Source organism: Streptomyces sp. NBC_01463 (assembly GCA_036227345.1).
Lineage (GTDB): Bacteria > Actinomycetota > Actinomycetes > Streptomycetales > Streptomycetaceae > Streptomyces.
Genome location: CP109468.1, coordinates 7,613,870 through 7,626,224, shown reverse-complemented (window position 1 = coordinate 7,626,224; position 12,355 = coordinate 7,613,870). Strand labels below are relative to the sequence as shown.

Sequence of the window (12,355 nt, the reverse complement as noted above, 5' to 3'; positions counted from 1 at the left end):
CCCTAGAGCCCCCCTAAGAGAAACCGGAATCCGGTGGCGCGATTTCCGCGCGCTCGCGGCCCCGGACGCCTTTGGATTCCACCGCTCTGCTGTCGAACGCCCGTTGGACGTAGGAGAGGTCGGCGATCAGCCCCGACGAGGTCACGTCGCGGGAGCGGGCAGGGCCGACCAGCCCGGCCAGCGGCAGCCTCCCGATGCCCGCCCAGCGCAGCCGGCCGTCGCCGTCGATGTAGCTGCGGGCCCGGCCGTGGTTGTCCGGGTGCAGGCAGTAGGGGATGTCCAGGACCCCCTGTCTGAAGGCGAATTCGAAGGCGTGCCCGATGTCCGGGGACAGTTCGAGTACGCCCTCCACCAGGGCTCTGGCCTCCAGATACGTCTGTGAGTCGGACTCGGTGGAGGGCGGGCCGCCGGGGACCGCCGTCCGCGCGGTCCGGGCCGCCGACTCCAGGGCGGCGATGTTCTCGGCGACGGTGGGGATCCGGCGTGACTCCGCCACCGTCTTCACGATGAGCCGCTCCGATCCGGAGGCGACAGCGAGCCGCGCCGCCTCGTCGAGCAGCAGATAGGCGCCCTCGTCCGTGGTCGGGTACACGCCCATGTAGGCGTAGATCACCACGTGCCAATTGGGTGTCGGAAGGAGTTCGGCGCAGAGCCGCCGCAGAGCCGCGACCGCCTCCCGGTCCTGTCCCGGGTGGGTCTGCTGGGCATAGCTGAGCGACACACTGCGTATACCGTGCTGGCAGAAGAAGAGCGCTTCGAGCACACTCATCGCCACCAGTTGGCTCGGTGGGCACAATTGCCCGAGCATGCAGCCGCCGAACGTCTCCAGATGAGGTTCCACTCCCGATTCCCGCAGCTGTGCGAAATCCTCGGTGCAGCGGACCCAGTTCCGTACCGACTCGTCCAGCGGAGTACGTCCGTAGGGGAGGCAGTAGGAGACGGGGCCTCCCTCGGTGGCATTGATCCAGGTGCTGCGCAGCGCGGCGAAGATGTCCCCGGGAACAGCCGATCCGTGCCGGACCTGGACCGGGAACGTGTCGTCCCTGATGCCCGCGAGGACCTGACCGGTCACGGCCCGGTGGTGGGTGACGATGGGGTAGCCGTTGAGACCGGCGCCGGCCTTCAGCGCGTTCTCCACGGACGCCAGTTCTCCGACCCGCGTGTAGCTGTCGAGGGTGATCGTGCCGACCGTCGTCGCGTCGGCGGCTCTGGTGGCGGCCAGCCCCGCGCGCATGGTGACGGGGTCGCTGAATCCCATGCGGGGCTGCACCACCAGGTCGCCGGTGCGGCTTCTCGCTCGGACGAAGGCTCCGAAGTCCACCGGGCGCGCGCCCTCGGCCGTCCGCCGGAGCGGGTGCGCGCCCGGTCTCACGCCACGACCTCGGTACGCTCCACGGCGCGGGCGGCCGCGGGCAGCGCGCCGACGAAGCGGGTGAACTCCGTCAGCGTGGTGGAGGCATCGTCGAAGACGGCGTCGAACCCGGCGGACAGCAGCGCGCCGATCGCCGCCTCGCTCTGCTGCCCGGCCACGCCGAGCTTGCCGCCGATGATCACCGGCGTCGAGGCCAGCTCACCGCAGGCGCGCAGCGCCTCGATGACGCGCAGACCGTCCTGGTGGCCGTGCCCGTTGACGCTGCTGACCACCACGAGATCGGGGGCCGTCTCCCGGCAGGCGTCCACGAGGACCTTGTCCGGGGTGCACGGGCCCAGATTGATCACCTCGTAGCCCAGCTCCTCGATGAGCAGCTGGAGGAAGACGAGGTTCCAGGTGTGCGAGTCGGAGACCATGGTCGTGACGACCGCGGTGCCGGCCCGGGCGCCTGCGGACGTCACTGTGTCCGTGACGCCGTGCATCAGTCCGGCGCTCACGCGGTCCCTCCCGCAGCGGTGTGCGCGGGCGCTCGGTCCACGGCCGTGTAGGTCCGGCTGTGCTCGATCCGCGAGACGGACAGCACCTCGTCGCCCCGCACCACCACCTCGGTGGGGGCCGGGCGGCCCAGGAACATCAGCAGGCTGGCGGTCGGCCCGTAGGCGCCGGCGTTGGGGATGGTCACCAGGTCGCCCGGGGCCAGTGCCGGGAGGTCGATCTCCCGGCCCAGGATGTCACCGGGGGTGCACAACGGGCCCACCAGGCTGGCGGATTCGACGCACTCCCCCGATTCGGTGCCGACGGCGACGGGCAGCAGCCGGCCGAGGCCCGACATCCCGCCGAAGGTGTTGATGCCCGCGTCGAGGATGACGAACTTGCGGCCCCGGCTGATCTTGACGTTGCTGACGGAGGCGACCAGGGTGCCGCTCGCCCCGACAAGGTAGCGGCCCGATTCGCAGGCGATCTCGGGGCCCTCGGTCCGCCACCGCGGGAAGTGGGTGTCCAGTGCGGCGGCGAGCTCGCCGCGCAGCTTGGGGTACGTGCCCCGGGCTCCGGGGACGGCGTACGGCACGGTGAACCCGCCGCCGATGTCGAGGAAGCGCAGGGGAAGGCCGAGTTCGTCCTGGAGGCGGGCGGCCAGCTCGATGGTGTGCCGGAACTCGCCGACGAGGCTCTCCTCGTCCTTGGCGTTGCTCAGCGGGAAGAAGTGCATCCCGGTGATGCGGACACCCTCGATCGTGCGCAGCTCCGGGAGGACATCGGCCAGTGTCTCGCTGTCGAAGCCGAACTGGGAGGGGGTGCCGGTCATCCGGATGCTGCTGGTGGCGCTGGCGGACGCGCTGTTGACGCGCAGCAGGCAGTCGGCGGTGGTGCCGTGCGCCAGGGCGGCGTCGGCCACGTGGCGGACGTCGGAGACGGAGTCGGTGGAGAAGACGCGGACTCCCAGGCGGATCGCCTCGTGGAGCTCGCCCGGCGTCTTGCCGGGGCCGGTGTAGAGACAGTCCTCGCCGCGGAATCCGGCCGCGAGGGCGGCCTCCAGCTCGCCGGTGGAGCTGATCTCGGGCCGGCAGTGACGGCCTTCGCCCTCCCGCAAAGCCCGGACCAGGCCGGGGTGGGGGTTGGCCTTGAGCGCGTAGAAGAGGGTGAACTCCTCGGGCAGGGCCTCGAACAGCTGCTGCCGTGCCGCGTCGGCCTCGTCGAGGTCGTACACGTACAGAGGTGTGCCGAAACGTTCGGCCAGTGCCTGGTAGCGGCTCATCGCCCTTCCCCGTCGATCATCTCGGTCAGTACCTGCCGGGCGTTCTTCCCGTGCAGGCTCAGCGGCAGTTCGTCCAGGACCCGGCACAGGGCGGGCACCTTGGCCGACTCCAGGCGCTCGGCCAGTTCCTTCAGCACGGTGTGGGGCGGCAGTTCGGTCTCGGCGAAGATGACCAGGTCGCGGGTGTCGGTGGGCGGCAGCGCCGTGGCGGTGCGGACACCGGGGATGTCCATGGCGGCGGCCTCGATCTCGACCGTGCTCATCCGGATGCCCTTGCGCTTGAACATGTCGTCGCGGCGGCCTTCGAAGTAGAGGTAGCCGTCCTCGTCGAGCCGGCCGTAGTCGCCGGTGTGCAGCCGCAGCGCCCCGGTCTCCGGGTCGGTGCGGAAGGTGCGCGCCGAGAGTTCGGGGCGGCGCCAGTAGCCGGGCATGACGTGCGGTCCCACGGCGACGATCTCGCCGGTCTCCCCGGGCGGGAGGGCCCGGCCCTCCGCGTCCAGGATCAGGACGGTGGTGCCGGGCAGCGGCAGGCCCACCGACCGGGGACGCTCGTTCTCCTGGTCCGGCGGCATGATACTGACGCGTTTGCACTCGGTCTGGCCGAACTGGCGGACCACCTGTACGCCGGGGAAGGCCTCGCGCAGCGCGTCGACCGCGTGGTCGGGCAGCGCGGCACCGGTGTTGGTGAACATCCGTACCGGGGGCGGGTCCTGGGAGTCGCGTGCGGCGAGGGTGCCGATCATCGTGGCCAGCGACGGCACGATGGGGACCACGGTGGCGCCGGTCTCGCGCATCCGCCGCAGCAGTACGAGGTCGGACTCGCCGCCGTCCAGGACCAGTTGGGACCGTCCGAGACAGGCGAGCAGCACCTTGTACAGGCCGTAGTCCCAGGAGATCGGGAAGCGGCAGAAGACGACGTCGTCGGGCCGGTACCCGAGCACCTGCTGGATGGCGCGGGAGGCGAAGGTGACCTGCGCGTGCGGACACACCACGGCCTTGGGAGCGGCGGTGCTGCCGGAGGTGTAGACGAGGAACGCGATGTCGTCGGCGCTGATGTCGAGGGGTGCGGGCGCCGGTCGCCCCGCGGCCTCCTCCACGTGCGGCCATATCTCCGCGAGGTCGTGCACGGGGAGGGTGGCGGCCCGGCCGAGCACCTCGGTGGTGGGGCCGTCGCCGATGATCAGCGAGGGTTCGGCGTCCTCGATGACGGACCGGAGGTGGTACTCCTTCATCGCGGGGTTGAGCGGCACCAGGATCACACCGGCGCGCGAGGCCCCGTAGACCATGGCCACCAGCTCGCGGCGGCTGGGGAGCTGGACGACCAGCCGGTCACCGCGTGTCGCGCCCTGTTCGGTGAGCCAGGCGGCGAAGCCGTGGCTGAGTGCGGATATCTGACGGAACGTCATCTGACCGACGGTGTCGTGCAGGCACTGCCCGTCCGGGGTGTCCGCGACCGCTGCGTCGAGCAGGGAATGGACCGTCCCGCCGTTCCCGTGCGCCGTCGGCGCGCAAGTGGTGTTCGGATTCTCCACGGTTCCAACGTCGCTTTCGGGAGTGGGTGGCGAGCTGACCGCGTCGTCGCGCGAGCGGGCCGGCTCTCAGGGGCGTGGGGTGGTCGCGGTGCGGCCGGGGCACGGACCCGGAGGGGGCGGGTCCGTGCCCCGGGGTCCGGGGGGGGGTGGCCAGTACCTAGTCGGCGATGCTCAGTGCCCCGACCGGGCAGACGTTGACGGACTCCGTGACTTCCTCACGCAGCCTGTCGTCCGGCGTTTCGATCAGCAGGACCACCTTGCCGTCCTCGTCGTTCTGATCGAAGACGGCGGGTGACGTGATCACACAGGAACCGGCCGCGACGCAACGCTCTTTGTCAACGATCACACGCATGGAAAACTCCTTTACCAGGTCACCGGAAGCTCGTGCACGCCGTCGATGAGGGCGTTGGCCTTGAAGGGCAGTTCGTTCAGGGCCGCGTCGAGGCGCAGTCCGGGAATGCGACGCAGCAGGGTCGTGAACACGACCTCCAACTGCATGCGGACGAGCATCTGGCCCGCGCACTGGTGACGTCCGAAGCCGAAGGCCACGTTGTGCCGCGCCTCGCGGCGGGTCAGGTCCAGGGTGTTGGGGTCCTTGAAGACCGCCGGGTCGTGGTTGGAGGCGGAGAGCGAGCAGATGACGCCCTCGCCCTTGCGGATCAGCTGGCCGCCGATCTCGGCGTCCTCCAGCGCGACACGGACGGTGCCGTGGTCGGAGATGCTGGAGTAGCGCGACAGCTCGTCAACGGCCTGGCCCGACAGTTCGGGATGCGCGCGCAGCCAGTCGGCCTGCTCGGGGTGCTGGAGGAGGACGAGGGCACCGATGGTGATGCCGTTGACGGTGCTCTCGTGACCGGCGGCGATCATGGCCCGCACCAGGGCGCTGATGTCGGACGGCTCCAGTTCCTTCTTCTGGTCGTTGCGCTGGAGCAGGCTGCTGATCAGGTCATCGCCGGGGTTCTTCTGCCGCTCGGCGATCAGCTCGTAGAGCAGCACCTCGACCTCGGCGTTGGCCGAGGCGTGCTCCTCGGCACTGCCCTGGGTGACGAGGAGGGTGACCCAGCGGTGGAACAGGTCGCGCGACTCGTGCGGTACGCCGGTCAGCTCGCACATGCCGATGGACGGCACGGGCATCGACAGCATGGACACCAGGTCCACCGGTCCGCCCTGATCCAGCATCGCGTCGATGCATTCGTCGACGATCTCCTGGGTACGCGGCCGCATCGCCTCGACGCGCTTCACACTGAGTTCCGGCATGAGCATCATGCGGTGCGCGGTGTGCTCCGGCGGGTCCATGTGGAGCAGGGCCGGCTTGACCTTGCCGAGGAGTTCCATGGGGAAGTGGAATTGGAGCGGGTAGCCGGGGTCGGCCATGTTGGAGCTGAACCGCGGGTCGACCAGCATCTGCCGGACGTCCTCGTACCGGGTGAGGAGCCATGCCTCACGGCCGTTGAACTTGAGCTTGACCCGGGAGACCGGCTCGGTCTCCCGCAGCACCGCGTACTCCGGTGCCGGGTCCAGGGGGCAGCCGGTGCGCTCCAGGGGGAACGGGCGGGGCTGGGCGTGCGGACATGCGTCGACGAGATCGGACATGGTTCCTTCTCCAGAGGTCTCTGCGCTCGGTGGGTAGGGGACGGCGCTCTCAGCCACGGGCCTTCTCGATGGAGGCGCGCACGGCGGCGGCGGTGCGGGCGATGTTCTCGCTGAGCGGCAGCGCCCGCAGGTCGGCGGAGAGGACCTCCACGGACGGGGTGACGTCGACACCCTTGGCGTCCAGCGTGCGCAGCAGCCCGGTGATGTCGCAGTCGCCGTCGCCGGGCAGCAGGCGGCCGCTGAGGACCTCGTTCATGACATCGGGCGACGGGGTGCTCGGGGCGTCCGCGAACTCCACGGCCGCGATCTGCGCACCATTGAGCTGGTCGACCGAGCCGACGCCCGTCGGGTCGCGGAAGAGGTGCCACATGTCAATGAGCAGACCGGCGTTGGGACGGTCGGCGGCGACGATGATGTCGGAGGCGACCTGGTAGGTGAAGCCGGGCATCACGGCCATGGCTTCCAGGGAGATGTTCAGCCCGCGTGCGGCAGCACGGTCACACATCGCGCCGAAGCGCTCGGCGAGGACTTCGGTGGGGGGCATCTCCACGCCCGTCGGGTAGACGGCGCAGGACTTGACCGAGGGGATGCCGGCCAGGACGGCCAGGTCGAACAGGCGACTCTCCGACTCCAGGGCGGGGCCGCTCTCCTCCGGCCCGGCGTTCCAGCCGAACAGGACCTCCAGCTCGTGCAGCCGGACCCCGTACTCGGTGAGCAGGCCGCGCAGCTTGTCCGCCGACTGGTCGGCCAGGAACGCCTCCAGCTCCTCGACACTCATGCCCATCGAGACGCAGTTGTTCTCGGCCAGCGCCGCCAGGCGCTCCTCCAGCGTGTGCCGGACGGGCTCCTGCCAGACCGACCCGGTCAGTTGCAGATAGGCGAAACTCAGGTCGGTCCTGGTCAGAAGGGTCATGGTGTACCTCTCGCTCATGAGTCCGCGGCCGGTCCTGGTGGGGACGGCGGGGGCGCGGCGCCGGCCTGGGCGCGTCCCGCCGGGTGTGTGCGTCGGGGCCGGGTCGACCGGGCCCCCGGTCAGGCGGCTCTACCTTTTTCCGGGTCTACGCCGGCCATTCGCAGGAGGCGGCACTCCTGGCACCCTCCCGACCCCCGACCGGCTCCACGACGGCAAACGTGCCGAGGGGAAGCGGCACGTGCAGGCCGTCCCCGCCCTCGCACGCCGGCGCGTCAACGTCATAGGGGCCCTTGTCCGTGACCGACGGTGCTGCCACGTCACACCTCCCGTCGCTCATGCCGCTTCGCTTCCGGATCGGGAAGCGAGGTTCCGGCGGACGGGCTGAAGGGCTGTCCTCGGGTCCACCGCGACGACATCGAAGTTCCCGGTGGTGACGGGAACCCGGCCGAAGAGGCTGTCCGGCCCGGCGACATAGAGCCTGCGGACTCCGTGTCCGCGCAGGGCGTCGACGACGGCGGGCCAGCGGACCGGACGGACGAAGCCGTCCAGCAGCATGGTGCGGACCTGGTCGCCGGTGGTCAGCAGGGCGCCGTCCTGGTCGGCGACGACGGGTATCCGGGGATCGTGGAAGGTCAGCGGGGCGAAGAGTTCCTCCTCGGCCCGCCGGCGCAGGGGCTCGAAGATGCTCGCGTGCATGGGCGGGCGCATCGTGTACAGCGGCAGGCCACCGACCGAACGCAGCCGCTTGCCGAGCCGCTCCAGCACGGTCTCGCGCAGCGACACCATGTAGAAGTCCTGGTCGACGTGGCAGGCGATCTCGTACCACTCACCGAGCTCGTCGAGTTCGGCGAGCACCCGGTCGAGTTCGGGGCGCGGGACGCGGGTGAAGGAGTGCGTGACCACGTCCTGGTGGTTCTCGGCGAACCAGGAGTCCAGGAGCCTGGCCCAGCCGGCGGTCAGGCGCACCGCGTCGGCGAAGTCCAGGACGCCGGTGTGGGCCGCCGCGGTCTTTCCTCCGAAGCTGGGGCCGACGCAGAGCGCGGGTTCCGGATCGAACCGGTCCTGCGCCCAGGTGGCGAGGGCCAGGCAGTTGACGAGGAAGGCGACCTGCGCGTACTCGCTGTAGTCGCCCTCCGCGTCGCGGTAGCGGTCGACCAGTGAGTAGCCGAGCGCGTCGTCGGCCTCGGCGACGAGCCGCCGGGCCACCGGGTTGATCAGCATGAACTTGGCGGAATCCTGAAAGCGTGTGGGGCTCATGCCGGGGAAGACCAGCGCACCGTCGGTGCGGAAGTCGTGTCTCATGGTGTCCTGCCCTTCAGCACGTCGTTCAGGAGCGATCAGCCCGAGGGGCTTCGTTTCCGAACTGGTCGGGATCCAGGCTGGGGTCTGCCCGCTGCCGCCAAAACCCCTAAGGTTCGCGGGTCCGAATTCCGTTGACATCCGGTCATGTTGGGCCCTCGGCACGTTGCCGTCCGGGCGACGCAAAGGCACTTCGCTTCCATCGTGCGATACCCCGTAGAGCCCCTAAGGGTGCCGGTCCCGGCCGGGGCGGCGAGGTGGTGGCGACTCGCGCGGCGCCGGAGGTTCTCGGACCCGGAAGGGCGAGGTTAGGGGGGCTCCGGACAACTTAGGGGCGGGCGCGGGGATCGCAACGGGCCTTGAATGAGGGACGGTTATCCGAATCCTGCGCCGGTGCGAGCAGCCACCGCGCACCGTCGACATGTGGATGGGTGGGACCATGACAGTCATTCAGGACGCCCCGTCGGACAGCGGTGGTGATACTCCCGCAGAGCACCGGCCGGACCTGCGTTCGCTGGTGGCTCAGGCGGCGGAGCTGAAGAGGGCGGCGCGCGAGGGTATGGGCCCGCGTTCGACGGAACAGCAGCATGCCCGGGGCAAGTTGACCGCGCCCGAGCGTCTGGAGTTGCTCTTCGACCCGGGTACGTTCCAGGAAGTGGAACCCCTGCGACGACACCGGTCCTCAGGGTTCGGCCTGGAGCAGCGGCGGCCGAGCGGGGATGGGGTGATCACCGGATGGGGCCAGGTACACGGCCGTACGGTGTTCGCGTACGCGCATGACTTCAGGGTCTTCGGCGGCTCGCTGGGCGAGGCTCACGCCCAGAAGATTCACAAGGTGATGGACCTGGCGATCTCGGCCGGCGCCCCACTGGTGGGGCTGAGCGACGGCGCCGGTGCCCGTATCCAGGAGGGTGTGATGGCGCTCGCCGGATACGGCGGCATCTTCCGCCGCAATGTCCGGGCGTCCGGGGTGATCCCGCAGATCAGCGTGATCCTCGGGCCCTGCGCGGGTGGTGCCACCTATTCTCCGGCACTCACCGATTTCGTCTTCACGGTGCGGGACATCTCACAGATGTACATCACCGGGCCCGACGTGGTCCAGGCCGTCACCAACGAACGCGTGACGCACGAGGAGCTCGGCGGGGCGCAGGTCCACGCGACGGTCTCCGGCGCGGCCGGTTTCATGTACGACGACGAGGCGGAGTGCCTGGACGAGGTCAGGCACCTGCTCTCGCTGCTGCCCGCGAACAACCGCGAGCTCCCGCCCGAGGCGCCGACCGATGACCCCGCGGACCGGCGGTGCGAGGCACTGCTGAACCTGGTGCCGCAACACGCCAACCAGTCCTACGACATGCGTGCGGTGATCCGGGAGATCGTCGACGACGAGGACTTCTTCGAGGTCCACGCGCAGTGGGCCACCAACATCATCTGCGCGCTGGCCCGGCTGGACGGCCACACGGTCGGCATCGTGGCCAACCAGCCCGCTTCGCAGGCCGGGGTGCTGGACATCCACGCATCGGAGAAGGCGGCACGGTTCGTCCAGACATGCGACGCGTTCAGCATCCCCCTGGTCACGCTGGTCGACGTGCCGGGCTTCCTGCCGGGCACCGACCAGGAACACCAGGGCATCATCCGGCACGGCGCGAAGCTGCTCTACGCCTACTGCGACGCGACCGTCCCCCGTGTCCAGGTCATCCTGCGCAAGGCATACGGCGGGGCGTACATCGTGATGGACTCGCGTTCCATCGGAACCGACCTGTCCTTCGCATGGCCGACCAACGAAATCGCGGTGATGGGCGCGGAGGGCGCCGCGAACATCGTCTTCCGCCGGGAGATCGCCGCCGCACCGGACCCTGCGGCGGCCCGCGAGCTGCGGATCAAGGAATACCAGCAGGAACTGATGCACCCGTACTACGCGGCTGAGCGCGGCCTGGTCGACGACGTGATCGATCCGGCCGAGACCCGCGCGGTACTGGTGCGCTCCCTGGCGATGCTGCGGACCAAGGACGCACACGTACCGGCCCGCAAGCACGGCAATCCCCCGACCTGAGCCTAAGGACCGATGATGACCACTGCCGCCCGCTCCCCCGCACCGGACGCCGCGAACCCGGACCGCACCGGGCCGGCGCTGCGCTTCCTCGGCGGTGCGCCGTCCGCCGAGGAGATCGCCGCGGTGACGGCCGCACTGCTGAGCCTGCGCCGCGTGCGGACGGCCGGCCCTGACACCCGCCGGGGCACGACGCCCCGGTGGAGCACATCTCTTCGCTACCGGCCGCCGGGAAGCTGGGCGGCGCGGTGAGCCAGGGCTCGGTCCCGCCTCACCCCTGCCCCCCTTACCGCTGCGACCACAGCCACAGCCACAGCAGAAGGACGTAAAGCACTGATGACGGATGAATCACGTGAGACCGGCCCCTGGATACGGCGCTTCCATCCGGCTCCCGAGGCCCGCACCCGCCTGGTCTGCTTCCCCCACGCAGGCGGATCGGCCACCTACTACTTCCCGGTGTCGCGTGCGCTGTCCCCGGCGATCGACGTTCTCGCCCTCCAGTACCCGGGCCGACAGGACCGGAGACACGAACCTTGCGTCGAGGACATCGAGGAGCTGGCCGATCTGGTCGTCGGGGAGCTGGACTCCTGGCGGGACCTGCCGCTGACTCTGTTCGGCCACAGCATGGGGGCCACGCTCGCGTTCGAGGTGGCCCGCAGACTGGAGGCCGAGGGGACATCGCCGGTCACCCTTTTCGCCTCCGGCCGCCGGGCACCCTCCCGGGTGCGCGACGAGCGCGTGCACCGGGCGACGGACGACCGCCTCATCGCGGACATCACCCAGCTGAGCGGCACGAATTCCGCAGTGCTCGGCGATCCCGAGATTCTGCGCATGATCCTTCCCGCCATCCGCAGCGACTACAAGGCCGCGGAGACCTATCGCTACCGGCCGGGACCGCCGCTCGGGCTGGACGTCGTGGCACTCGTCGGTGACGCGGACCAGCAGGTGACCGTCGACGAGGCGGAAGCATGGCGCGAGCACACCACGGCCTCGTTCGAGCTGAAGGTGTTCTCCGGCGGCCACTTCTTCCTCGATTCCCACGTGGCCACGGTCCTCGATCTGATCCGCGCCCGCACGAGCACGTCAACGGTCGGATCTTGAGTGACCGGGACGGGCGGGCCATCCGTCCGCCGGTCCCGGTCACCGATGAGTGGGCCCCCCACAGGACGCCGATGACCGGCATCCCCTTCCTGAACCCGCTCCCGCCTGCCCTGGAATCGTTTCCGGGGCAGGCCGACTTCGTATATCGGGCAATGAGCCAATCTGTCGGGGCTCTTGAAGGTCTCGGGACGATCCGGGATTCCACCACAGTGTGCTGACGGATTCTCGTGACCGCTTGTGCGAGGGCAACCGTGCGCACCGGTTGCCCTCCCTGTCGGTGAAGCGGATGCGAGAGGCCGGCATGGTCACCGAACGCGGGAAGCAGCGCACCGGCTCCACTCAAGTCCTGGCCGCCACCACCTGGGCCCGAAGCCTCACGGCTTTCCGGCAGTATCTCGACGCCCGGGACCTGACCTGGGAATGCTGGTGGCGACGTGGCAAATAGGCCGCACACACGATCCCCGACAGAGTCGCTGCATTCCGGACAGAGTTGTGCTTCCCTCACCAGAATCTAGACGACTGTACTAGACTAACGTCTATCGTGGCATCGGGCAGCCGCCCCAAGGGCTGTCCCGCAATTCCTGACGGACCGGCGCTCGGCAACAGATGCGGTGCGTCGCATGCCCGCCAGGAATTGCAGGGCAGCCGTTGTAAGCCGATGCGCGAGGCAGTCCCGGGAAACGCCGGCGAATTACGCCGTGCGGACAGACACCGATCGTCGCCCCGTGTACACGGTCACGCC

Annotated in this window: 11 protein-coding genes; 3 read left to right on the top strand and 8 right to left on the bottom strand. The window is 69.7% G+C overall.

From position 1 onward, the window contains the following. Window positions 1–13 precede the first annotated feature (13 nt). The 8 genes from OG521_33745 to OG521_33710 all read right to left on the bottom strand — a co-directional run bounded on the left by OG521_33745 (window position 14) and on the right by OG521_33710 (window position 8,387). A complete protein-coding gene (locus OG521_33745; protein WUW25456.1) occupies window positions 14–1,372 on the bottom strand; it encodes a methylaspartate mutase in 1,359 nt (452 codons plus the stop codon). After that, the gene (locus OG521_33740) at window positions 1,369–1,869 is read right to left on the bottom strand and encodes a cobalamin-dependent protein (GenBank protein WUW25455.1); all 501 of its coding nucleotides are present in this window, start codon (window positions 1,867–1,869) and stop codon (window positions 1,369–1,371) included. Before OG521_33740 ends, OG521_33745 begins: the two co-directional genes overlap by 4 nt. Further along, window positions 1,866–3,128 (bottom strand): type III PLP-dependent enzyme, encoded by a 1,263-nt coding sequence (locus OG521_33735; protein ID WUW25454.1) that lies wholly within the window; start codon window positions 3,126–3,128, stop codon window positions 1,866–1,868. Before OG521_33735 ends, OG521_33740 begins: the two co-directional genes overlap by 4 nt. Beyond that, window positions 3,125–4,660, bottom strand: a complete 1,536-nt coding sequence (locus OG521_33730; protein ID WUW25453.1) for an AMP-binding protein — start codon at window positions 4,658–4,660, stop codon at window positions 3,125–3,127. The genes OG521_33735 and OG521_33730 overlap by 4 nt, the downstream gene beginning before the upstream one ends. A gap of 157 nt (window positions 4,661–4,817) precedes the next feature. Next, window positions 4,818–5,012, bottom strand: a complete 195-nt coding sequence (locus tag OG521_33725; GenBank protein WUW25452.1) for a ferredoxin — start codon at window positions 5,010–5,012, stop codon at window positions 4,818–4,820. Between the two features lie 11 nt (window positions 5,013–5,023). Beyond that, window positions 5,024–6,253, bottom strand: a complete 1,230-nt coding sequence (locus tag OG521_33720) for a cytochrome P450 (protein WUW25451.1) — start codon at window positions 6,251–6,253, stop codon at window positions 5,024–5,026. Window positions 6,254–6,302: 49 nt separating this feature from the next. Further along, the gene (locus OG521_33715; GenBank protein ID WUW25450.1) at window positions 6,303–7,184 is read right to left on the bottom strand and encodes a sugar phosphate isomerase/epimerase; all 882 of its coding nucleotides are present in this window, start codon (window positions 7,182–7,184) and stop codon (window positions 6,303–6,305) included. Between the two features lie 315 nt (window positions 7,185–7,499). Continuing rightward, window positions 7,500–8,387 (bottom strand): ACP S-malonyltransferase, encoded by an 888-nt coding sequence (locus OG521_33710; protein WUW26892.1) that lies wholly within the window; start codon window positions 8,385–8,387, stop codon window positions 7,500–7,502. A 517-nt stretch (window positions 8,388–8,904) separates the two neighbouring features. On the opposite strand from OG521_33710, the gene OG521_33705 reads away from it, so the two are divergent. From OG521_33705 to OG521_33695, 3 genes are all read left to right on the top strand, one after another. After that, window positions 8,905–10,515, top strand: a complete 1,611-nt coding sequence (locus OG521_33705; protein ID WUW25449.1) for an acyl-CoA carboxylase subunit beta — start codon at window positions 8,905–8,907, stop codon at window positions 10,513–10,515. A 12-nt stretch (window positions 10,516–10,527) separates the two neighbouring features. After that, the gene (locus tag OG521_33700; protein ID WUW25448.1) at window positions 10,528–10,764 is read left to right on the top strand and encodes an acyl-CoA carboxylase subunit epsilon; all 237 of its coding nucleotides are present in this window, start codon (window positions 10,528–10,530) and stop codon (window positions 10,762–10,764) included. Between the two features lie 84 nt (window positions 10,765–10,848). Next, window positions 10,849–11,613: an alpha/beta fold hydrolase gene (locus tag OG521_33695; GenBank protein WUW25447.1), complete on the top strand. Its 765-nt coding sequence runs from the start codon at window positions 10,849–10,851 to the stop codon at window positions 11,611–11,613. Window positions 11,614–12,355 lie beyond the last annotated feature (742 nt).